Annotated in this window: 21 protein-coding genes; 9 read left to right on the top strand and 12 right to left on the bottom strand. The window is 67.8% G+C overall.

All coding sequences use genetic code 11. From position 1 onward, the window contains the following. Positions 1–35 precede the first annotated feature (35 nt). Entirely contained in the window at positions 36–926 is an 891-nt protein-coding gene (locus RN02_RS13560) for an ATP-binding protein (RefSeq protein ID WP_043314951.1), read from the bottom strand. A gap of 81 nt (positions 927–1007) precedes the next feature. On the opposite strand from RN02_RS13560, the gene RN02_RS13555 reads away from it, so the two are divergent. The 8 genes from RN02_RS13555 to cmoB all read left to right on the top strand — a co-directional run bounded on the left by RN02_RS13555 (position 1008) and on the right by cmoB (position 9773). Next, positions 1008–1814 (top strand): AraC family transcriptional regulator, encoded by an 807-nt coding sequence (locus RN02_RS13555; protein WP_043314950.1) that lies wholly within the window; start codon positions 1008–1010, stop codon positions 1812–1814. Positions 1815–1869: 55 nt separating this feature from the next. Next, entirely contained in the window at positions 1870–4269 is a 2400-nt protein-coding gene (gene lon / locus RN02_RS13550) for an endopeptidase La (protein WP_043314948.1), read from the top strand. Positions 4270–5380: 1111 nt separating this feature from the next. Then, positions 5381–5776: a protease inhibitor I42 family protein gene (locus RN02_RS13545; protein WP_043271366.1), complete on the top strand. Its 396-nt coding sequence runs from the start codon at positions 5381–5383 to the stop codon at positions 5774–5776. A 96-nt stretch (positions 5777–5872) separates the two neighbouring features. Further along, positions 5873–6535, top strand: a complete 663-nt coding sequence (locus RN02_RS13540) for a lysoplasmalogenase (RefSeq protein ID WP_043314947.1) — start codon at positions 5873–5875, stop codon at positions 6533–6535. Positions 6536–6542: 7 nt separating this feature from the next. Continuing rightward, complete coding sequence (locus tag RN02_RS13535) at positions 6543–7292, top strand: substrate-binding periplasmic protein (protein WP_009616466.1); 750 nt, start codon at positions 6543–6545, stop codon at positions 7290–7292. An 86-nt stretch (positions 7293–7378) separates the two neighbouring features. Then, positions 7379–7951 (top strand): hypothetical protein, encoded by a 573-nt coding sequence (locus tag RN02_RS13530; protein WP_009616464.1) that lies wholly within the window; start codon positions 7379–7381, stop codon positions 7949–7951. A gap of 116 nt (positions 7952–8067) precedes the next feature. Then, positions 8068–8808, top strand: a complete 741-nt coding sequence (cmoA, locus tag RN02_RS13525) for a carboxy-S-adenosyl-L-methionine synthase CmoA (RefSeq protein WP_043314946.1) — start codon at positions 8068–8070, stop codon at positions 8806–8808. Further along, positions 8805–9773, top strand: coding sequence for a tRNA 5-methoxyuridine(34)/uridine 5-oxyacetic acid(34) synthase CmoB (cmoB, locus tag RN02_RS13520; protein WP_043314944.1), 969 nt, complete (start codon positions 8805–8807; stop codon positions 9771–9773). The genes cmoA and cmoB overlap by 4 nt, the downstream gene beginning before the upstream one ends. Positions 9774–10017: 244 nt before the next feature. On the opposite strand, the gene pdxJ is transcribed toward cmoB, so the two are convergent. From pdxJ to lepA, 7 genes are all read right to left on the bottom strand, one after another. Next, on the bottom strand, positions 10018–10761 hold the full coding sequence (gene pdxJ / locus RN02_RS13515) for a pyridoxine 5'-phosphate synthase (protein ID WP_043271374.1): 744 nt from the start codon (positions 10759–10761) through the stop codon (positions 10018–10020). Next, on the bottom strand, positions 10754–11458 hold the full coding sequence (gene recO / locus RN02_RS13510) for a DNA repair protein RecO (RefSeq protein ID WP_009616456.1): 705 nt from the start codon (positions 11456–11458) through the stop codon (positions 10754–10756). Before recO ends, pdxJ begins: the two co-directional genes overlap by 8 nt. A 52-nt stretch (positions 11459–11510) precedes the next feature. Continuing rightward, the gene (gene era, locus RN02_RS13505; protein WP_043271376.1) at positions 11511–12419 is read right to left on the bottom strand and encodes a GTPase Era; all 909 of its coding nucleotides are present in this window, start codon (positions 12417–12419) and stop codon (positions 11511–11513) included. Beyond that, positions 12412–13101: a ribonuclease III gene (rnc, locus tag RN02_RS13500; RefSeq protein ID WP_009616452.1), complete on the bottom strand. Its 690-nt coding sequence runs from the start codon at positions 13099–13101 to the stop codon at positions 12412–12414. The genes era and rnc overlap by 8 nt, the downstream gene beginning before the upstream one ends. Beyond that, entirely contained in the window at positions 13098–13475 is a 378-nt protein-coding gene (locus RN02_RS13495; protein WP_009616451.1) for a DUF4845 domain-containing protein, read from the bottom strand. The genes rnc and RN02_RS13495 overlap by 4 nt, the downstream gene beginning before the upstream one ends. Positions 13476–13613: 138 nt before the next feature. After that, positions 13614–14468, bottom strand: a complete 855-nt coding sequence (gene lepB / locus RN02_RS13490; RefSeq protein ID WP_009616449.1) for a signal peptidase I — start codon at positions 14466–14468, stop codon at positions 13614–13616. A gap of 5 nt (positions 14469–14473) precedes the next feature. After that, positions 14474–16273 carry a translation elongation factor 4 gene (gene lepA, locus RN02_RS13485; RefSeq protein ID WP_009616447.1) on the bottom strand — a complete coding sequence of 600 codons (1800 nt, stop codon included), beginning with the start codon at positions 16271–16273 and terminating at the stop codon, positions 14474–14476. A gap of 318 nt (positions 16274–16591) precedes the next feature. Here lepA and RN02_RS13480 point away from each other — a divergent pair, with 318 nt between their 5' ends. Continuing rightward, a complete protein-coding gene (locus tag RN02_RS13480; protein ID WP_043314943.1) occupies positions 16592–19081 on the top strand; it encodes a TonB-dependent receptor in 2490 nt (829 codons plus the stop codon). Between the two features lie 377 nt (positions 19082–19458). On the opposite strand, the gene RN02_RS13475 is transcribed toward RN02_RS13480, so the two are convergent. The 4 genes from RN02_RS13475 to RN02_RS13460 are packed head-to-tail and all read right to left on the bottom strand — an operon-like array spanning position 19459 to position 22924. Then, on the bottom strand, positions 19459–20874 hold the full coding sequence (locus RN02_RS13475) for a DegQ family serine endoprotease (RefSeq protein WP_009616442.1): 1416 nt from the start codon (positions 20872–20874) through the stop codon (positions 19459–19461). 34 nt (positions 20875–20908) lie between these two features. Then, entirely contained in the window at positions 20909–21364 is a 456-nt protein-coding gene (locus tag RN02_RS13470; protein ID WP_043314941.1) for a SoxR reducing system RseC family protein, read from the bottom strand. Then, complete coding sequence (locus RN02_RS13465) at positions 21361–22317, bottom strand: MucB/RseB C-terminal domain-containing protein (RefSeq protein ID WP_009616439.1); 957 nt, start codon at positions 22315–22317, stop codon at positions 21361–21363. Before RN02_RS13465 ends, RN02_RS13470 begins: the two co-directional genes overlap by 4 nt. Before the next feature lie 19 nt (positions 22318–22336). Further along, positions 22337–22924, bottom strand: a complete 588-nt coding sequence (locus RN02_RS13460; protein WP_043271382.1) for a sigma-E factor negative regulatory protein — start codon at positions 22922–22924, stop codon at positions 22337–22339. Between the last annotated feature and the right edge of the window lie 10 nt (positions 22925–22934).

The raw sequence follows: 22934 nt of genomic DNA, 5'->3' as shown, positions 1-22934 counted from the left end.
TAGCGAAGTTGCGCCGCCCTGCCCAGCCGCGCCGATCAGCCGGCGTGGCGCCCGGCGTAGTCGCGGGCGAACTGCGCGGCGATGCGCCCGGAGCGCGAGCCGCGGTGGGTGGCCCAGCGGATCGCCTCGGCGCGGCTGGCCTCGATGGCCTCCTCGCCCAGGCCGTGGGACTGCAGCCAGCGCGCCACCGCCTCCAGGTATTCGTCCTGGCTGAAGGCATAGAAGGAAATCCACAGGCCGAAACGTTCGGACAGCGAGACCTTCTCCTCCACCGCCTCGCCCGGGTGCAGCTCGCCGTTCTCGCCGCGGGAGAAGGCCAGGTTGTCGGCGGCGCGCTCGGCCAGCAGGTGGCGGCGGTTGGAGGTGGCGTAGATCAGCACGTTGCCGGCCTGCCCCGCCACCGAGCCGTCGAGCACCGTCTTCAGGCCCTTGTAGCCGGTCTCGCCGTCCTCGAAGGAGAGGTCGTCGCAGAACAGGATGAAGCGCTCCGGGCGCTGGCGGACCAGCTCGATGATCTGCGGCAGGTCGCCCAGGTGCTCCTTGTCCACCTCGATCAGGCGCAGGCCCTCGGCGTGGAAGGCGTGCAGGCAGGCCTTCACCAGCGAACTCTTGCCGGTGCCGCGGGCGCCGGTGAGCAGCGCGTTGTTGGCCGGGCGGCCCTGCACGAACTGGCGGGTGTTGCGCTCGATCAGGGCTTTCTGCCGCTCGACGTTGCGCAGGTCGTCGAAGGCGATCAGCGCCGGCTCGCGCACCGGCGTCAGTTGCGCCTGGGCCACCCCGGCGTGGGGGCGGTATTCCCAGAGGTAGGCAATCACCTCCGGCTGCAGCGCCTGGGCCGGCTGCGGCGGCAGGTTGCGCTGCAGCAGGTCGGCGATGCGGGTGAGCTGCTCGGTGAGCGGTTGCAGGGCACTGGCGAAGTCGGACATGGGAAAAACCGGGCGCGAGGGGATTGGCGAGCATGCTAGTAACGGGCGAGACTGGCCGTCTAACGCAAAACGGGCGATGAAATGCGAGAAGCGGACATTCCCTCCATCCACGGCGACCAGCACGCCACCGGCCCGGTGACCGCCGTCGCCCTGGACTACGCCGACGGCCACCAGGTGCCCAGCCACAGCCACCAGCGCGCGCAACTGCTCTATGCGGTGCGCGGGGTGCTGGTGGTGGGCACTGCCGGCGGCCTCTGGGTGGTGCCGGACAACCGCGGCCTGTGGGTTCCCGCCGGCGTCGAGCACTGGACGCGGATGGTCGGCGAGGTGCGCGTGCGCACTCTCTACATCGAGCCGGACAGCGCGCCGCACCTGCCCACCGCGTGCACGGTGCTGGCCATCTCGCCGCTGCTGCGCGAGCTGATCCTGGCCGCCGTGGGCATCGCCGGCGAGGTTCCGGCGGACAGCCGCGATGGCCGCGTGCTGCGCCTGCTGCTCGACGAGCTGACCAGCGAGCCGGCGCTGCCCCTGCACCTGCCGCTGCCCAACGAGCCGCGCCTGCGCCGGCTGTGCCGGGACATGGGCCTGGAAGCCGGGCTCCAGGACTGGGCCGCGCGGGCCAAGGTCGACGCCAAGACGGTGCGCCGCTGGTTCCTGCGCGACACCGGGCTGACCTTCGGCCAGTGGCGCCAGCAGGCCCGGCTGCTGCGCGCCCTGGAGCTGCTGGGCAGCGGCGCCAGCGTGCTGGAGGCGGCGCTGGAGGTCGGCTACTCCACGCCCAGCGCCTTCAGCGCCATGTTCAGCCGCCAGTTCGGCCGCCCGCCCAGCGACTTCCTGCGCCCGCCGCGGGAAACCTCCGGCAACAGGCCGCGCTCGTCGGGGAATTGAAAGTCGCGGGCCGATTCCCCATCTAGACTGTCATGTTCAATCAGTCAGGTGCCTCATGAGCGACCAAGACGAGATTCACGATATCCACAGCGCCGAGGAGGTCACCGGGACCGGCCTGGTGCTGCCCGGCCAGAAGCTGCCGACCACCGTCTACGTCATCCCGATCCACAACCGCCCGTTCTTCCCCGCGCAGGTGCTGCCGGTGATCGTCAACGAAGAACCCTGGGCGGAAACCCTGGAGCTGGTGGCCAAGACCGACCACCACAGCCTGGCGCTGTTCTTCATGGACAACCCGCCGGACGATCCGCGCCACTTCGACCCGGACAGCCTGCCCGAGCACGGCACCCTGGTGCGCGTGCACCATGCCAGCCGCGAGGGCGGCAAGCTGCAGTTCGTAGCCCAGGGCCTGGCGCGGGTGCGCATCCGCGGCTGGATCAAGCGCCACCGCCCGCCGTTCCTGGTCGAGGTGGACTACCCGCACACGCCCAGTGACTCCAGCGACGAGGTCAAGGCCTACGGCATGGCGCTGATCAACGCGATCAAGGAGCTGCTGCCGCTCAACCCGCTGTACAGCGAGGAGCTGAAGAACTACCTGAACCGCTTCAATCCCAACGACCCCTCGCCGCTCACCGACTTCGCCGCGGCCCTGACCACCGCGCCCGGCAACGAGCTGCAGGAGGTGCTGGACACGGTGCCGATGCTCAAGCGCATGGAGAAGGTCCTGCCGCTGCTGCGCAAGGAGGTGGAAGTCGCGCGCCTGCAGAAGGAACTGTCGGCCGAGGTCAACCGCAAGATCGGCGAGCGCCAGCGCGAGTTCTTCCTCAAGGAGCAGCTCAAGACCATCCAGCAGGAGCTGGGCATCACCAAGGACGACAAGAGCGCCGACGCCGACGAGTTCCGCGCCCGCCTGGAAGGCAAGATCCTCCCCGAGCAGGCGAAGAAGCGTATCGACGAGGAGCTGAACAAGCTGTCGATCCTGGAGACCGGCTCGCCGGAATACGCGGTCACCCGCAACTACCTGGACTGGGCCACCGCGGTGCCCTGGGGCGTGCTGGGCAAGGACAAGCTCAGCCTGCCCCACGCGCGCAAGGTGCTGGACAAGCACCACGCCGGCCTCGAAGACGTCAAGGACCGCATCCTCGAATTCCTCGCCGTGGGCGCCTTCAAGGGCGAGATCGCCGGCTCCATCGTGCTGCTGGTGGGCCCGCCCGGGGTGGGCAAGACCAGCATCGGCAAGTCCATCGCCGAGAGCCTCGGCCGGCCGTTCTACCGCTTCAGCGTCGGCGGCATGCGCGACGAGGCGGAGATCAAGGGGCACCGCCGCACCTACATCGGCGCCCTGCCGGGCAAGCTGGTGCAGGCGCTGAAGGACGTCGAGGTGATGAACCCGGTGATCATGCTCGACGAGATCGACAAGCTCGGCGCCAGCTACCAGGGCGACCCGGCCTCGGCGCTGCTGGAGACGCTGGACCCGGAACAGAACGTGGAATTCCTCGACCACTACCTGGACCTGCGCCTGGACCTGTCCAAGGTACTGTTCGTCTGCACGGCCAACACCCTGGACTCCATCCCCGGGCCGCTGCTCGACCGCATGGAGGTCATCCGCCTGTCCGGCTACATCGCCGAGGAGAAGCTGGCCATCGCCAAACGCCACCTGTGGCCCAAGCAACTGGAAAAGGCCGGGGTGCCGAAGGAGCGGCTGTCGATCAACGACGCCGCCCTGCGCGCGGTGATCGAGGGCTACGCCCGCGAGGCCGGGGTGCGGCAACTGGAGAAACAGCTCGGCAAGCTGGTGCGCAAGGCCGTGGTCAAGCTGCTGGAAGACCCCGAGGCCAAGCTGAAGATCGGCGCCAAGGACCTGGAGAGCTACCTCGGCATGCCGGTGTTCCGCACCGAGCAGCTGCTCTCCGGCATCGGCGTCATCACCGGCCTGGCCTGGACCAGCATGGGCGGCGCCACCCTGCCCATCGAGGCGACGCGCATCCATACGCTGAACCGCGGCTTCAAGCTGACCGGGCAACTGGGTGACGTGATGAAGGAGTCGGCGGAAATCGCCTACAGCTACATCACCGCCAACCTGAAGAAGTACGGCGGCGACGCCAACTTCTTCGACCAGGCCTTCGTCCACCTGCACGTGCCCGAGGGCGCCACGCCCAAGGACGGCCCCAGCGCCGGCGTGACCATGGCCAGCGCCCTGCTGTCCCTGGCGCGCAACCAGGCGCCGAAGAAGGGCGTGGCCATGACCGGCGAGCTGACCCTCACCGGCCAGGTGCTGCCCATCGGCGGGGTGCGCGAAAAGGTGATCGCGGCGCGCCGGCAGAAGATCCACGAACTGATCCTGCCCGAAGCCAACCGCGGCGACTTCGAAGAACTGCCGGACTACCTCAAGGAAGGCCTGACGGTGCACTTCGCCAAGCGCTACGGCGACGTGGCCAAGGTGCTGTTCCCGGCCTGAGGGCCAGCGCTGCGCCGGAACGCTCTTCGTAGGATGGGTTGAGCTTGCGATACCCATCGGACACTGGTGATGGGTATCGCTTCGCTCAACACCATCCTACGGGGTGTTGTGTTTGCCGGAGGGTGTAGGGGACCTTGTCCGCGATAGCCGGACGTCCCGGCGCGATTCGCGGATGAGATCCGCTCCTACGCCGCCCCACCTACACCATTCCCATGTAGGAGCGCGCCCTGCGCGCGAAATCGCGGGCAGGGCCCGCTACAGGTTGCCCCGAGGCACGGCATTCCCCCGTAGGACCTTGTCCGTGATCGCCGGCCATCCCGGCGCAATTCGCGGATGGGATCCGCTCCTACGCCGCGCCACCTACACCATTCCCATGTAGGAGCGCGCCCTGCGCGCGAAATCGCGGGCAGGGCCCGCTCCTACAGGTTGCCCCGAGGCACGGCATTCCCCCGTAGCGGACCTTATCCGCGATAGCCGGACGTCCCGGCGCGATTCGCGGATGGGATCCGCTCCTACGCCGCCCCACCTACACCATTCCCATGGGAGCGCGCCCTGCGCGCGAAATCGCGGGCAGGGCCCGCTCCTACAGGTTGCCCGAAGGTATGGCATTCCCCCGTAGGACCTTGTCCGCGATCGCCGGACGTCCCGGCGCGATTCGCGGATAAGATCCTCCTACGCCGCGCCACCTACATCATTCCCATGTAGGAGCGCGCCCTGCGCGCGAAATCGCGGGCAGGGCCCGCAGGTTGCCCCGAGGCACGGCATTCCCCCGTAGGAGCGGACCTTGTCCGCGATAGCCGGACATCCCGGCGCAATTCGCGGATGAGATCCGCTCCTACGCCGCCCCACCTACACCATTCCCATGTAGGAGCGCGCCCTGCGCGCGAATCGCGGGCAGGGCCCGCTCCTACAGGTTGCCCCGAGGCACGGCATTCCCCCGTAGCGGACCTTGTCCGCGATCGCCGGCCATCCCGGCGCGAGCTGCAGGCTGACACGGCTCGCGCCTACGAAGAGCCTCTCACCCATGCCGTTCCCTGGGGACGTATGGCCCCACCGCGTCGGACCTTTGCGATATCCTCCCGCCTGTCCGGACCCAGCCCGAGGAGTCGTCATGCCGTCGCCCCGCCCCCTGCTCGCCCTGCCCCTGCTGTTGCTCGCCGCCTGCGCCAGCCAACCCAAGCCCGTGGTCAGCCTGGAAGACGACAAGCCCTGCAAGCCCCTGGAACTGCACCAGGGCCAGGAGCTGGTGCTGATGCTGCCGAGCAACCCCACCACCGGTTTCCGCTGGGAAGTGCGCAACCCCGCCAGCCACGTGCTGGCCAGCCTGGGCCCGGAGGTCTACAACAACCCCGAGGACAGCGGACTGGTCGGCAGCGCCGGCGAGTCCACCTGGCGCTTCCGCGTCACCGCCAGCGGCGAGGACCACCTGCAACTGGCCTACCGCCGCCCCTGGGAGGCCGACGTCGCCCCCGAGCGCACCTTCGACTGCGCGCTCAAGGCGTACTGAACGCGGCGCCAAATACCACCCGATCTGACGCCCGCGGCCTGGGGCGGCGGCGACGGCTGCGGCACAGTCGACGCACCTGCTGCGGAGAATCGACAGATGCGCTGGCTGCTCCCCCTGGCCGTCCTCGCCGGCCTCGCCTACCTGCTCGGCATCGCCCTCGACCTGCCCTGGCTGCGCATGCTCTGCAAGCCGCTGCCGATCATCGCCCTGCTCGGCTGGGTCGGCGCCTCGCCGGCAACCCCCTACCGCCGCTGGATAGCCCTGGGCCTGGCGCTATCGCTGCTCGGCGACGTGCTGCTGGAATGGCCGCTCAACGCCTTCGTGCCCGGCCTGTGCGCCTTCCTCCTCGCTCACCTGGCCTACCTCGCCGCCTACCTGGGCGAGACGCGGCGCCCCGCGCCATTGGCCCTGGCCTGCGCCGCGGCGCTGGGCGGCGGCCTGTTCCTACTGCTCGACCGCCAGGGCCTGGGCCCGCTGCGCCTGCCCATCGCGGCGTACAGCCTGGTGATCGCCTGCATGCTCTGGCGCGCCCTGGCCCGGCTGCCGCAGGCCTCGCCCAGCGCCCGCCTGGCCGCCGCCGGCGCCCTGCTGTTCGTGATCTCCGACGGCATGATCGGCATCAACCGCTTCGTCTCGCCCTTCGCCGGTTCCGGCTACGCCATCATGCTCAGCTACTGGCTCGGCCAACTGGGCATCGCCGCCTCGGTTAGTGCGCGCCATACGCCTCTGCCATACTCGCAGGCGAACCCCCTCGCCTGAGGACGCCATGCTGCGCGCCACCCTCACCGCCCTGTGCTGCGCGGCAGCCCTGGGCGCCACCGCCGAGCCGCTGCGCCTGGGCGGCGACGACTGGTGCCCCTACCTGTGCCCGCAGACGCCGGAGAAACCCGGCTACCTGCTCGAAGGCCTGGGCCAGGCCCTGCCCGAGCCGCCGCAGTTCGAGAACCTGCCCTGGTCGCGGGCCCTGCAGATGGCCCGCGAAGGCCTGATCGACGGGGTGATCGGCGCCTACGCGGAGGAAAGCCAGGGGCTGCTGATCGGCCGCGAACCCATCGCCTGGGCCGACATGCATTTCTACACCCGCGCCGACAGCGACTGGCGCTACCGCGACCCGGCCTCCCTCGACGGGCTCGCCGTCGGCCTGGCGCAGGGCTATTCCTACGGCGAGCAACTGGACGCCTGGCGCGACCGCAACCTGGACGACCACGAGCGGGTGCAGGTCCTCAGCGGCGAGCGCGTGCTCGAACGCAACCTGCAGAAGCTGCTGCTCGGCCGCGTCGACGTGGTGGTCGAGGACCGCCGCATCGTCGACCGCTACCTCCAGCGCCAGGGCCTCGCCGGGCAGGTCCGCAGCGCCGGCGAGCTGCCCAGCCCGCGGCCGATGTACGTGGCCCTGAGCCCACACCTGAAGAACGCCGACGCACGCCTGGCGCAGCTCGACGAGGGCCTGCGCAGGCTGCGCGAAGGCGACGCCTGGGCACCGCTGATGCGCGAATACCTGGTCTCTGTCGACTGACACATTCGCCCTGTAGAAAAGTCCGGCAGGCGCTGCCGTCATCGTCTATAGATCAAATACCAGGGAGTATCGAATGGAGAGGTTTCATGCGTGCTGAAGTCCGTTTGCTGGGGATGCTTGGAACCTGTCTGATGCTTGGCGCGTGCGGCAGCCTGCTGCCCAGCGAACGCGCCGAAGTGCAGTCTCCCTTCATCGACTACCAGGACGCCGAGCACCGCTACGAACAGGTGGTGCCGGGCCGGACCACGCGCTCGCAACTGCTCAGCCTGGGCTTCGACCCGCTGACTCAGGGCAACGCCAAGATGCTCTCGTTCATCGACGTGCGCCTGCTCTTCGTGCAGCCGAACATCCCCATCGACTACCTGCCCGACGGCCTGGTGACCTGCCTGCAGGCCAAGGACCGCTGCATCGGCTATTCCTTCGACTTCAACAAGACCGACAGCCAGCGCATCGGCAGCTTCTGGGCCGACATGTTCAACTTCCGCAAGCGCCGCCAGGTCCAGGGCTGGTCGTTCCGCCCGGTGTTCGTGCTGATCGACGACGTGGTGGTGCACAAGGTCAGCAACGGCGAACCGAACATCCGCCGCGTGGAAGACAAGAAGAACCCCCTGGGCCCGCTGCAGGGCGCCGGCGAGTACTTCTCCGACAAGCTCAAGTGAGGCGCCGGGCTCGTCGCCCGGAGGTTGGGGCGCCGCGCCCCGCTCGGCTACAATGCGCACCCCGGCGCCCGAGACTGGCGCCGGCCGTCCGCACCACCGTACCGAGGCCCCACCGCGTGAGCGAGTCTGACCGCATCTTCGCCCAACCCCTGGAACACGTCGCCGACTTCACCTTCAACGAGGACGTGGCGCGCGTCTTCCCGGACATGATCAAGCGCTCGGTGCCGGGCTACCCGACCATCGTCGAGAACATCGGCGTGCTCGGCGCGCGCTTCGCCCAGCCGCACAGCCTGATCTACGACCTGGGCTGCTCGCTGGGCGCGGTGACCCAGGCGCTGCGCCGCCACGTCAGGGCCGACGGCTGCAAGGTGCTGGGCGTGGACAACTCCGTCGCCATGCTGGCGCGCTGCCGCGAGTACCTCAGCGCCCAGGACGCCATGTACCAGGAACTGCTGCCGGCGGACCTGCTGGAGGCGGACATCCTGGCCATGGACTTCCAGAGCTGCTCGCTGGTGGCCATGAACTTCACCCTGCAGTTCATCGAGCCGGGCAAGCGCCTGGAGTTGCTGCAGCGCATCCGCCAGGCCTTGCTGCCCGGCGGCGCGCTCATCCTCTCGGAGAAGCTGCGCTTCAGCGACGACGCCGAGCAGGAGCTGCTGAACGAGCTGCACCTGGACTTCAAGCGCGCCAACGGCTACAGCGAGCTGGAGATCGCCCAGAAGCGCACCGCCATCGAGAACGTGATGCGCCCGGACACCCTGGACGAGCACCGCGAGCGCCTGGCCCGGGCCGGTTTCTCCAAGGTGGTGCCGTGGTTCCAGTGCCTGAACTTCGCCTCGCTGGTCGCCCTGCCATGATCGAACGCTTCGCCCTCGACGGCCTGCGCCGGGAACTGGCCGGCACGCCCCTGCAAGCCTGGAGCGAATCCCTCGCCGCGCAGCTCGCGGCCAAGGTGGCGGACGGCCACGGCGACCTGGAACGCTGGCTGGCCGCCGTCGACCAGTTGCCCGGACTGCGCGCCGAAAACATTGAGCTGGCCCGCTGCTTCGCCCTGGAAGGCCCCTGCGACGAAGCCACCCGCACCGAACTGAAGACTGCCCTGCAAGGGTTGATCCCCTGGCGCAAGGGGCCCTTCGACGTGTTCGGCGTGCATATCGATACCGAGTGGCGTTCGGACTGGAAATGGGAGCGCGTCTCGCCGCACCTGGACCTGGCCGGCAAGCGCATCCTCGACGTCGGCTGCGGCAACGGCTACTACCAGTGGCGCATGCTCGGCGCCGGCGCCCGCAGCGTGGTGGGGGTGGACCCGAACTGGCTGTTCTTCTGCCAGTTCCTGGCGATGAAGCGCTACCTGCCGGAGCTGCCCGCCTGGCACCTGCCGCTCACCCTGGAGGAGCTGCCTTCGAGCCTGGAAGGCTTCGACACCGTGTTCTCCATGGGCGTGCTCTACCACCGCCGCTCGCCCATCGACCACCTCTACGCGCTCAAGGACTGCCTGCGCCGCGGCGGCGAACTGGTGCTGGAAACCCTGGTGGTGGAAGGCGACGTCACCACGGTGCTGGTGCCGGAGGACCGCTACGCGCAGATGCGCAACGTCTGGTTCCTGCCCTCGGTGGCAGCCCTGGAACTGTGGCTGCGCCGCGCCGGCTTCACGGATGTGCGCTGCGTCGACCAGAGCCGCACCACGGTGGAGGAACAGCGTTCCACCCAATGGATGCGCTACCAGTCGCTGCCGGAATTCCTCGACCCGCACGACCCCAGCCGCACCATCGAAGGCCTGCCGGCGCCGCTGCGCGCCACCCTGGTGGCGCGTAAGCCCTAGGCCTGCGCACGCGCCCTGCGCGCGAATCGCGGGCAGGGCCCGCTCCTACGGTTCCAGGAAGCACGGCTTTTCGTAGGATGGGTTGAGCTTGCGATACCCATGCGGTTGCGCTGATGGGTATCGCTTCGCTCAACGCCATCCTACGAAAAGCAGCCTCGGCGTAGGGCGTATAACCGCTCGCGGTTATACGCCGATACACCGCCGCCTCCGCCAACGCCGGAGCCGCGCCCGGAACCCCTGGGGCTCAGCGCTTGGCCGCCGCCACGATCAGCGCCTTCATCTCCGCCACCGCCTGCTTGAAGCCGACGAACAGCGCGTGGGCCACCAGGGCGTGGCCGATGTTCAGTTCGTTGATCCCGGCGATCGCCGCCACCGCCTCTACGTTGTGGTAGTGCAGGCCGTGGCCGGCGTTGACGATCAGCCCGTGGGACAGGCCGGCCTCCACGCCGTCGCGGATGCGCGCCAGTTCCAGTGCGGTTTCCGCCACGCCGTGGGCGTCGGCGTAGCGCCCGGTGTGCAGTTCGATGGCCGGCGCGCCGACGCGGGCGGAAGCCTCGATCTGCCGCGGGTCGGCGTCGATGAATAGCGACACCTCGCAGCCGGCGGCGGCCAGGCGCTGCACCGCGGCGTGGATGCGCGCCTCCTGGCCGGCCACGTCCAGGCCGCCCTCGGTGGTCAGTTCCTGGCGGGTTTCCGGGACCAGGCAGACGTGGGCCGGGCGGATCGCCTCGGCGAAGGCCAGCATCTCCTCGGTCACGCCCATCTCGAAGTTCATGCGCGTCTGCAGCACCTCGGCGAGCACGCGCACGTCGCGGTCCTGGATGTGCCGGCGGTCCTCGCGCAGGTGCACGGTGATGCCGTCGGCGCCGGCTTCCTCGGCGTCCAGCGCCGCTTTCACCGGGTCCGGGTAGCGGGTGCCGCGGGCCTGGCGCAGGGTCGCGACGTGGTCGATGTTGACGCCGAGGAGGATGCGGTTGGCTTCAGTCACGGGGAGGTTCCTTGCGATTCATGAAGAGTTCGCGGCTGACCAGCGGTCGGCCGCCGAGGTGCGGCGCCAGGGCCTGGCGCATCAGGCGCTTGGCCGCGGCCAGGGCGCCGGGGGCGCTCCAGTCGGCCTCGGCCATGGCCAGCAGGTCGGCGCCGTGGAACAGGCCCGGCTGGAAGCCGCCCACCGGCTCCAGGCCGGCGTCGGGCAGCAGGCGGTAGAGGCCGCCGGGGACGATATCTTGTCCGACAATATCGCGATCGAGGGCGAAACCATAGCCCAGCTCGTCCAGCAGCCGCCATTCGAAGGCACGCAGCAAGGGCTCCAGCGGGCGCCCGGCGGCCAGCGCCGGCAGGGTCGCGCGGTAGTGCTCGAACAGCCCGGGATGGGCGACCTCGGCCGGCAGCACGCGAATCAGCAGTTCGTTGAGGTAGAGGCCGCTGAACAGCGCCTCGCCCGCCAGCAGATTGGGGATGCCGGCAGCCTCCAGGCGGCTGACGTTCTTCAGCTCGCCGCGGCCGCGGAATTCCGCCTCCAGCGGCACGAACGGCCGCGCCAGCGCCCCGGACTTGCCGCGCGCGCCGCGCAGCACCGCGCGCAGGCGGCCTTCGGGGGTGAAGAAGTCCACCAGCGCGCTGGTTTCCTTGTACGGGCGGCTGTGCAGGATGAAGGTCGGCAGGGGAACGCTGACGAGGCTCATGCGCGGGTGCGGCCTTCAGGCGGCCCGCTGTAACGGGCCGCGTGGGTGGGGATCAGAGGTCGCCGTAGCCGAGCGAGCGCAGGGCGCGTTCGTCGTCGGACCAGCCGCCCTTCACCTTGACCCAGAGGTTGAGCATGACCTTGGAGTCGAACAGCACTTCCATGTCCTTGCGCGCGCTCTGGCCGATGCTCTTGATGCGCTCGCCCTTGTCGCCGATGATGATCTTCTTCTGCCCTTCGCGTTCCACCAGGATCAGCGCGTGGATGTGCAGCACGCGGCCTTCCTGCTTGAACTCCTCGATCTCCACGGTGATCTGGTAGGGCAGCTCGGCGCCGAGCTGGCGCATGATCTTCTCGCGCACAAGCTCGGCGGCGAGGAAGCGGCTGCTGCGGTCGGTGATCTGGTCTTCGGGGAAGAAGTGCTCGCTTTCCGGCAGGCGCTCGGCCACCAGTTTTTCCAGCAGCTCGAGGTTCTGCCCGTGCTGGGCGGAGATCGGCACCACTTCGGCCTTGGGCAACTGCTCGGTGAGCCATTGCAGGTGCGGCAGCAGCTCGGCCTTGTCTTCCAGGCGGTCGACCTTGTTCACCGCGATCAGCACCGGGCAGCTGACGTGCTGCACGCGGTCCAGGACCATCTGGTCCTCGTCGGTCCAGCGCAGGCGGTCGACGACGAAGATCACCACGTCGACGTCCTTCAGCGCGGCGCTGGCGGAGCGGTTCATGTAGCGGTTCAGCGCCTTGTCGTTGTCCTTGTGCAGGCCGGGGGTGTCGACGTACACCGCCTGCACCGCGCCTTCGGTCTTGATGCCGAGCAGGGTGTGGCGGGTGGTCTGCGGCTTGCGCGAGGTGATGGCCAGCTTCTGCCCGAGGATGTGGTTGAGCAGCGTCGACTTGCCCACGTTGGGGCGGCCGACGATGGCGACGTAGCCGCAGCGGCTGATGTCGTCGTGTTGTTCAGTCATGGCCATTCTCCACGCCCAGGGCCACCAGCGCGGCGGCGGCGGCCACCTGCTCGGCGATGCGGCGGCTGCCGCCGTGCCCGTGGGTCTTGTCGTTCAGCAGGGCCACTTCGCACTCGACGAAGAAGGTCCGGCAATGCGGTTCGCCCTGGATGTCCACCACGTCGTAGCGCGGCAGCTCGCAGGCGCGCGACTGCAGGAACTCCTGCAGGCGCGTCTTGGGGTCCTTGTTGGTGTCCACCGGGGTCAGCTCGCGCAGTTGCGGGCCGAGCCAGGCGAGGATGCGCTCGCGCGCGGAATCCATGCCGGTGTCCAGGTAGATGGCGCCGATCAGCGCTTCCATGGCGTCGGCGAGGATCGACTCGCGGCGGAAACCACCGCTCTTGAGCTCGCCCGAGCCCAGGCGCAGGTAGTCGCCCAGTTCGAAGCCACGGGCCAGCAGGGCCAGGGTCTCGCCCTTGACCAGCCGTGCGCGCAGGCGCGACAGCTGGCCCTCGCGGGCCTGCGGGAAGTGGCTGAACAGGGCTTCGCCGATGACGAAGTTGAGGATGGCGTCACCGAGGAACTCCAGGCGCTCGTTGTTGCGCCCGGCGAAGCTGCGATGGGTCAGGGCCAGGACCATCAGGTCCTGGTCCTTGAAGGTGTAGCCGAGCTTGCGCTCGAGTCGATCCAGGGTATTGCTCACGGCGTTCTTACACGGAATTCTTTGTCGAAGTGGACCACCAGGTCGAGGTTCTCGATCAGCGGCTCGCGTTTTTCATACTTCAGGTGCGCGCGGAACTCGTTGTTGTCCTGTTCCACGGTCAGCGCGTCCTCAAGCTTGAGGTCGCGGATGTTGTTGATGGTCAGCGCCTTGTCCACGTAAGAGTAGAACTCCGGGACGCTGCGCACATCCGCCGCCTTGTCGGTTTCCACCGATTTGATGGCCTTCTCGATGGCGTAGTAGTCGAGGTAGTGCGGAATGATCTTGAATGCGGTACTGGCCAGGAAGGCCACAATGGCCAGCACCACCAGCCAACCCAGCAACGACATCCCCTTCTGCGAACCTGCGTACTTCATGCTGACCTCATGTCGGTATGGTTCTCATCCCCCGCCACCGGCGGTTCCAAGTGCAAGCGGGGCAGACACGCTCCCCGCGTGCCGCCCCGCCCTTCGTTCTAGCACCGACCGGCGGCCGGCGCTCGACGCATCTCACATTCAGTGAATCACGCCGACCCGCGAGAAGTTCGGCAGGTTGCGCAGTTTCGGGTCCGGCCAGCTCATCCACACGGCGAAGGCCTTGCCGACGATGTTGCGGTCCGGAACCATGCCCAGCAGCTCCTTCGGGATCTTCGGATCGTTCCAGTAGCGGCTGTCGTTGGAGTTATCGCGGTTGTCGCCCATCATGAAGTAGTGCCCGGCGGGTACCGTCCACTCCTTGCCGGGCTCCACGCGGTAGCGCGTCATCTCCTTGCGGATCAGGTGCTCGGCCTCGCCCAGCTTCTCCTGGTAGAGGGTCACGCTGCCCAGGCTGCCCGGCTCCTCGCCGATCAGTTGCTCGGCCACCAACTGGTCGTTGACGTACAGGCGCTTGTCGCTGGTGTAGCGGATGCGGTCGCCCGGCACGCCGACCACACGCTTGATGTAGTTGATGTTCGGGTCGCTGGGGTAGCGGAACACCATGACGTCGCCGCGCTGCGGGTCGCCGACCGGGATCACCTTGGCGTCCAGCACCGGCAGGCGGATGCCGTAGGCGAACTTGTTGACCAGGATGAAGTCGCCGACCTCAAGGGTGGGCTTCATCGAGCCGGAGGGGATCTGGAACGGCTCGACCAGGAAGGACCGCAGCACCAGCACGATGAACAGCACCGGGAAGAAGGACTTGCCGTACTCGATCAGCACGGGTTCCTTGTTCAGCTTGTCCAGCACTTCCGGATCGGGCTCGGTGACCGAGCCCTGGTAGGCGGAAATGGCGGCCCGGCGGCGCGGTGCGAAAAGCACCAGGTCGACCAGGGCCAGGGCGCCGCACAGGGCGACGGCGATCACCAGCAACAGCGGGAAATTCAGCGTCATAGAATCTAACTGTCCACTTTGAGCACGGCGAGGAAGGCTTCCTGGGGAATCTCCACGCTACCGACCTGCTTCATCCTTTTCTTACCGGCCTTCTGCTTCTCCAGCAGCTTGCGCTTACGGCTCACATCACCACCATAGCACTTGGCCAGCACGTTCTTCCTGAGCGCCTTGACCGTCGAGCGGGCGATGATCTGCCCGCCGATGGCCGCCTGAATCGCGACGTCGAACATCTGACGCGGGATCAGTTCCTTCATCTTCTCCACCAGCTGGCGCCCCTTGTAGGGAGCATTGTCGCGGTGGACGATCAGGGCGAGGGCGTCCACCTTCTCGCCGTTGATCAGCACGTCGAGACGGACCAGGTTGGCCGGCTCGAAGCGGTCGAAGCTGTAGTCCAGCGAGGCGTAGCCGCGGCTGGTCGACTTCAGACGGTCGAAGAAGTCCAGCACCACTTCGTTCATCGGCAGGTCGTAGATCACCTGGACCTGGCCGCTGAGGAAGTGCATGTCACGCTGCACACCGCGTTTCTCGATGCACAGGGTGATGACGTTGCCCAGGTGCTCCTGAGGCACAAGGATGGTGGCCCGGCAGATGGGCTCGCGCATCTCGTCGATGGACGAAAGGTCGGGCAGCTTGGACGGGTTGTCGACATAGAGGATGTCGCCGTTCTTCTGCACGATCTCGAAGATTACGGTGGGCGCCGTGGTGATCAGGTCCAGGTCGTATTCGCGCTCCAGGCGCTCCTGGATGATCTCCATGTGCAGCATGCCGAGGAAGCCGATGCGGAAGCCGAAGCCCAGGGCCTCGGAGCTTTCCGGCTCGTACTGCAGGGCGGCGTCGTTCAGCGTCAGCTTCTGCAGGGCTTCGCGGAAGTCCTCGAAGTCGTCGGAGCTGACCGGGAACAGGCCGGCGTAGACCTGCGGCTTGATGCGCTTGAAGCCGGGCAGCACGGCCACGTCGGGGGTGGTGCTGAGGGTCAGGGTGTCGCCCACGGGCGCGCCATGGATGTCCTTGATGCCGGCGATGATGAAGCCCACTTCGCCGGCCTTGAGGTCCGGCGTCTCGGTGTGCTTGGGCGAGAACACGCCGACGCTGTCCACCTGGTGCAGCTTGCCGGTGGACTTCACCAGGATCTTGTCGCCCTTCTTGACGCGGCCGTGCTTGACGCGCACCAGCGAGACCACACCCAGGTAGTTGTCGAACCAGGAGTCGATGATCAGCGCCTGCAGCGGCGCCTCGATCTCGCCCTCGGGCGCCGGGATGGTCTGCACCAGGCGTTCGAGCACCTCGTCCACGCCCATGCCGCTCTTCGCCGAGCAGGCCACGGCGTCGGTGGCGTCGATGCCGATGATGCTCTCGATCTCGTCCTTCACCCGGTCCGGGTCGGCCTGCGGCAGGTCCATCTTGTTCAGCACGGGCATGACTTCCAGGCCCTGCTCGATGGCGGTATAGCAGTTGGCCACCGACTGCGCCTCGACGCCCTGGCCGGCGTCCACCACCAGCAGCGCGCCCTCGCAGGCGGCCAGGGAGCGGCTGACTTCGTAGGTGAAGTCGACGTGGCCGGGGGTGTCGATGAAGTTCAGCTGGTAGGTCTTACCGTCCTTGGCCTTGTAGTACAGGGTGACGCTGTGGGCCTTGATGGTGATGCCCCGCTCGCGCTCCAGGTCCATGGAGTCGAGGACCTGCGCTTCCATCTCGCGGTCGGACAGACCACCGCACATCTGGATGAAGCGGTCGGCCAGGGTCGACTTGCCATGGTCGATGTGGGCGATGATGGAGAAGTTGCGGATATGACTCAGGTCACTCACGGCTTGACACACTCGGAAGGCTGAAGGCGGCGATCCGCCGAAAAATAGCCGGGGAGTTTACCTGAATCCGCAGCCAGGCGTCACCCTGCGCCGCAGCGCTGCCGACGCCCAGCGGCCGCCATCCAGTACGTTCGTACGATGCGCCCGCATCCAACGTAGGATTTTCCCACCCCGCCCAGGGCCCTAGTGTCCTCCGTGCAGCCGCACGCCGGCCAAGGCCCCCCCTCCCCACCGAGCACCTGCGCGCCTGGCCCTGGCGCGGCGGAGCGATTCGGCCGCGCCGCTCCACAACGCCAACAAGAACCAGGAAACACTGCCATGCCCAGACGCCACCCCTTCGGCCCGAGCGCCCTCGCCCTGCTCGTGGCCCACGCCGCCGGCCTCGCCCTGCCCGCCCGCGCCGCGGACGGCGAGCAGCCCCTGTCGCTCGGGCAGAGCGAGGTGATCAGCAGCCTGCCGCTGCCCTCGCTGGGCGTTTCCCGCGACCGGATCGCCGCGCCGGTACAGACCTTCAGCGGCGAGGACATGCAGAAGAGCCAGGCGCTCGACCTGGCCGACTACCTCAAGCGGCGCAGCGCCGGGGTCTACGTCAACGAGATCCAGAACAACCCGCTGCAGCCGGACATCAACTACCGCGGCTTCACCGCCTCGCCGCTGCTCGGCACGCCCCAGGGGCTGTCGCTGTACCTCGACGGCGTGCGCATGAACCAGCCGTTCGGCGACGTCGTCAGCTGGGACCTGATCCCCGACAACGCCATCGCCGGCGCGCAACTGATGCCCGGCAGCAACCCGCTGTTCGGCCTCAATACCCTGGGCGGCGCGCTTTCGGTGCAGACCAAGAACGGCCGCGACAACCCCAGCGGCGCCGTCCAGGCTACCCTGGGCTCCTACGGGCGCAGGATCGGCGAGGCCGAATACGGCGGCAGCGAGGGGCAATGGGACTGGTTCTTCGCCGGCACTCATTTCGAGGAGGACGGATGGCGCGACCACTCCGACTCCGACGCACAGCAACTGTTCGGCAAGCTCGGCTGGCAGGGCGAGGCCACCGACCTGAAGCTGACCTACAGCTTCGCCGACAGCGACCTCAACGGTAACGGCATGGTCCCCGAGAGCTTCCTGCGCCGCGACCGCGACAGCGTGTACACCTATCCGGACAACACGCAGAACACCGCCAACTTCCTCAACCTGCAGTGGAACCACGACTACAGCGACGACCTGAGCGCTTCCGGCAACCTCTACTACCGCCACATCAAGACCGACACCTTCAACGGCGACATCAACGACGAGTCCCTGCCCGAGGGCATCGGCGAAGCCGGGCAGAACATCCTGCCGACGGCCGGCAGCTACACCACCGCGGCGAACCTGGCAGCCTGCGCCGCGCAGTTCGAGCCGGGCGGCGAACCCGGGGAGAAATGCACCGGGATGATCAACCGCACCAGTACCACCCAGAGCAATATCGGCCTGTTCGAGCAGTTCTCGCTGCGCAACCGCCTGTTCGGCAAGGAAAACCTGCTGTCCCTGGGCGGCGGCTTCGACTACAGCCAGGTACGCTTCCGCCAGTCGGCCGAATACGGCGCGCTCACCGCCGACCGCGGCATCGTCGGCACGGGCATGTACGCCGAAGCCGGCAACGCCTTCAACCTGGACGGCGAACTGGACGACCGCGCCGCGCGCCTGAAGGGCAACACCCGCACCTGGAGCCTCTACGGCAGCGACACCCTGAGCCTGGCGCCGACGCTGGATCTCACGCTGTCCGGGCGCTACAACGACATCTCGGTGCGCAACCACGACCAGTTGTCCCACTACGAACTCGACGGCGACGCCCTAAGCGATACCGTCGACGAGAACGCCTCGCTCAGCGGCAAGCACAGCTTCAACCGCTTCAACCCGGCCATCGGCCTGACCTTCCGTCCGACGCCCAGCCTGACCACCTACGTCGGCTACAGCGAAGGCAGCCGGGCCCCGACCACCATCGAGCTGGGCTGCGCCAACCCCGAGTCGCCCTGCCGCCTGCCCAACTCCATGGCCGGCGATCCGCCGCTGGAGCAGGTGGTGACGCGCACCTGGGAAGCCGGCCTGCGCGGCCTGATCGGAAACAACGTGCAGTGGAACGCCGGGCTGTTCAGCGCGCGCAACAGCAACGACATCATGTTCGTGTCGTCCAGCACCAGCGGCAGCGGCTACTTCGCGAACTTCGGCGAAACCCGCCGGCGCGGCATCGAAACCGGCATCTCCGGGAATTGGGGCGACTGGGCGCTGGCCGCCAACTACACCTTCATCGACGCCACCTACCGCTCGGGCGAGACCTTCCTGGGCGAGGCCAACAGCAGCGCGGACGACGGCAACATCAGCGTGAAGTCCGGCGACCGCATTCCGCTGGTCCCGCGCAACATCCTCAAGCTGTCGGCCGACTACGCGGTGACCGAGCGCCTGAGCCTCGGCGCCGATGCCATCAGCGTCTCCAGCGCCTACGTGCGCGGCAACGAGAACAACGACCACCAGAGCGGCGGCCTGTACCAGGGCGGCGGCGAGATCGGCGGCTACACCGTGTTCAACCTCAACGGCGCCTACCAGCTCACCCCGGCCTGGCGCGTCTTCGCCCAGGTCAACAACCTGTTCGACCGTGAGTACGCCACGGCCGGCATGCTTGGCGCCAATCCGTTCGACGACAATGGCGTGATGCGTACCGATGGCGCTGCCGGCAATGGCACGGTCAATGGCAGGCGCAGCAATTCTGTGGGGGAGACATTCGTTGCTCCGGGGGCGCCGCGTACCGCCTGGCTGGGGGTGCGCTGGGCGTTCCGCTGAGCTGCGCTGAACGCACTTAAAAAAACGCCGTTTCCTGAGGGGAAACGGCGTTTTTCATTTGGCCTTCAGAGGTATTCCGGTGCGCCCGGAGGTTCTGCGTGCGGCGTTATCCGCCGAATCGCGGACAGAGCCCGCGCCTACGCTTCCAGGAAGCACGGCTTTTCGTAGGATGGCATTGAGCGAAGCGATACCCATCAGCGCAACCGCATGGGTTTCGCAAGCTCAACCCATCCTACGAAAAGCACCTCGGCGCAAGACAGTTGCTCCTACGGTTCAGGGAAGCACGCCGTAGGAGCGGACTCCGTCCACGGTTGGATTCATCGGCCACACCGGATGCCCCAGTGGCACGACCCTTTTCCGGCCTACCTGCCCGCCAGTCATTCCCCCAGCTTGAAGGTAATGAAGCTGGCACGCCCCTGGCGCAGAACGCGCATGGACACCGACTTGCCCTTCGGCAGCGCCTTGGCGATGTCGGAGAAGGCCTTGGCGGAATCCACCGTGCGGTTGTTCAGGTGGGTGATGACGTCGCCCGGACGCAGGCCGATCATCGCCGCCGGGCCGTCCTGGACGTCCTTGATCACCACGCCGCCCTTGATGTCCAGCGACTTGCGCTGTTCGGCGGTGAGGTCGGCGACGGTCACGCCCATGCGGTTGCTGCTGCGCTCGGCGCCCTGCCCTTCGACGGCGGCGACTTCGTCGTCCTCGTCCGGCAGGTTGCCGATGGTCATGTTCAGGGTCTTGCGCGAACCATCGCGGAACACGTCCAGGGCAGCCTTGTCGCCCGGCTTCATGCCGCCGACCAGGTGCGGCAGGTCGGCCGACTCGTTGATGGTCTGGCCGTTCAGGCTGAGGATCACGTCGCCGACCTGCAGGCCGCCCTTGGCCGCCGGGCCGTCTTGCACCAGCTGGGCCACCAGGGCGCCGGCCGGCTTGTCCAGGCCGAGGGATTCGGCGAGGTCCTTGCTGACTTCCTGGATCACCACGCCCAGCCAGCCGCGGCTGACCTTGCCGCCCTTCTTCAACTGGTCGGCCACGTTCATGGCGACGTCGATCGGGATGGCGAAGGACAGGCCCATGAAGCCGCCGGAGCGGGTGAAGATCTGCGAGTTGATGCCGACCACCTCGCCCTGCAGGTTCAGCAGCGGGCCGCCGGAGTTGCCCGGGTTGATGGCCACGTCGGTCTGGATGAAGGGCACGTAGTTCTCGTTCGGCAGGCTGCGGCCCTTGGCGCTGACGATACCGGCGGTCACCGAGTGGTCGAAGCCGAACGGCGAGCCGATGGCCAGCACCCACTCACCGACCTTGAGCTTGTCGGAATCGCCCAGCTTGAGGGTCGGCAGGCCCTTGGCCTCGATCTTCAGCAGGGCCACGTCGCTGCGCGGGTCGGCGCCGATCAGCTTGGCCTTGTGCTCGCTGCGGTCGGACAGGCGCACGACGATCTCGTCGGCGTCGGCGACCACGTGGTTGTTGGTCAGGACGTAGCCATCATCGGAAATGATGAACCCCGAACCCAGGGATTGCGCCTCGCGCTGCGCCCCACGCGGCGGGCGTTGGCCACGCGGCATGCTGCGCTCGATGAAGTCGCGGAACATCGGCGGCAGGCCTTCCAGGTCGGGCATCTGAGCGCTGGCGACCTGGTCCGGCACCTTCTGGGTGGTACTGATGTTCACTACGGCCGGCGAAGCCTTCTCCACCAGCGGGGTGAAATCCGGCAATTCGGCGCGGGCGACCACCGACAGGCTCAAGGCCAGCAGGGCGACCATCGCGGCCATACTGCGTTTCAGGGTTTGCATGGACTACTGCTCCCGTATTCAAAGGGAAGTGGACTTAGGCGGGGCCCTCGGCCCCTGTGACCAGCGTGCGCAGCACAACCGGCTGCAACGCCGGGTCATCCGAATGGCGCCGGGCATGGCGCCGTACCCACAGCCAGGTCACGAAGAAACCCGCGAGGCCGGCCAGGATCAACCAGGGCTCGGCGAGGCCGGCGCACCACGCGAGCAGCGTAGCGGCGAACAGGCCGAGCAGGGGGAATAGATAGAACATCAGGGCGCATTTCAACAAGAGGTCCTCGCGTATGCCGAGCACCACCTCGTCACCCACCCCGAGCGGGAAAGCAGAAAGGGCGCGGACTTCGCCGCGCCCCGCAGAGGAGCCCAATTGCTGCAACAATCCCTGGCCGCATCCGGCCTTGGCGCTGCAGGCTGAGCAGGTGCCCTGGCGCAGCGTCTGGACCCGCACCGCTGCGGATTCGACGCCGATCACCCGACCCCGCTCTTCGATCACTGCGCGGCAGCTCCCTGGGCGGGCGCCTGCGGCCGCACCGACATGGCGATGCGTTCGGCGGTCCCGGTGGGAATCTCGCCGACAACGGTGACCATCATGCCGCCATCTTCGGTATTGAGGCGTTTGGACACCACCGAGGTCGGGCCCAGCTGGGTGCGCGCGTCGTCGATCCTGGCGCCGTGCAGCGGCTCGATGAAGATCGAGAAACGCGCCAGGCCATCGCCATAGTCCATGCTGACGACGCGATCGTCCGACACCGGGCTGCGGCGCTCATAGGTGTTGTTCAGGGTGAAACCCGGCGGCACCCATTCCGAGCGCCAGCTGCTGGCGACCGGGGCGTCCGGCTTGCCCGCGGGAACCGCCTGGCAGGCCTCGGAGGGCTGCAGGCCGCTGTCGTCCGGCGCCGCGGTGCTGAACTGGGTGAACTGCAGGCGTTCCAGCGGCTGGCCCTTGTCGTTGAGCAGTAGCGACTTCAGCGGCAAGCCGGTTTCCTGGTCCAGGTGCAGCTCGAAGCCGTAGCGGTACTGGTCGCGGGGGATCAGCCCGATCACCGTGGCCGCGCGCCCGGCGATGCGGGACTGGCCGACCATGCGGATGTCGTACCAGGAAGCCAGGTCGTCCGAGACCAGCTTGCGCACCGGCCATAGCTGCCCAGCGCCCAGCTGCCCGGCCATGCCGCCGGCGATGCACTGGGTCACGCCATCGCGCTTGACCACTTCCTGGCGCGGGCCGTCCAGTTGCAGCCAGTGCTCGCGCACCGAGCCGTCGGGCTCGACCAGACGCCAGACCTCATGGGTGGAGAAGATGCCGTTGCGCTCGTAGACGAAGGTGCCCTGGAAGCTTTGTCGCTGCTGGCCCTCGGTCAGCCGCTTGACCCACGCCTGAACGTCGGCGGCCTGTACCGGCATTGCCAGCAGACCGCCCAGGAAGAACAACAGGAAGGTGGCGCGCATGACGCTCCTTAAAGGGGTTTCAGCGACTTTCCAGGCTGGCGGCTCGCGCGTAAGGCAGGGCGCTGTCGGCACCGTTCACCGCCGACTGCTGGGCATGCTGGCGGAGATAACCCGGAAGACGCTGTTCATGCCAGGTGGTGGGGCTGCCCGCGCCACCAGTGATGACCTGCGGTGCGTCCTCGTCCTGGCTGTAGCCGGCCAGTACCGCCGGGCCCTGCACCTGCGGCAGGGTGATCTGCGGCGTGGCGCCTTGCTGGGCCAGGCTCGGAGCAACGCTATCATTCTGATGGTATAGACGAACACCCGCCAGCACGGCCAGTGTCACCGATGCGGCGACCGCCACGCGTCCGACGTTGCGCCACGGATTGCGCCGCGGCTGTGCCGGGGCGGCCTCCTCGGCCAGCGCAGCCGACACCGCGGCGGCGATGTCCAGCTTGGGCAGCACCGGCTCGCGGTGCATCACCGACCGGGCCAGTTGATAGCGCGACCAGGCGGCACGCATTTCCGCGTCTTCACCGCAGGCTGCGAGTACCCGGCGCAGTTCGAGTTCGTCCGCTTCGTTATCCATCAGCGCGGACAGCGACTCCTGCAGGGCTTCACGACTCATGGCGTACCTC

Source organism: Pseudomonas sp. PI1, assembly GCF_000812405.1.
Classification (GTDB): domain Bacteria; phylum Pseudomonadota; class Gammaproteobacteria; order Pseudomonadales; family Pseudomonadaceae; genus Pseudomonas; species Pseudomonas citronellolis.
The sequence above is the reverse complement of the archived record's forward strand: the minus strand, read 5'-3'. Positions and strand labels throughout refer to the sequence as shown.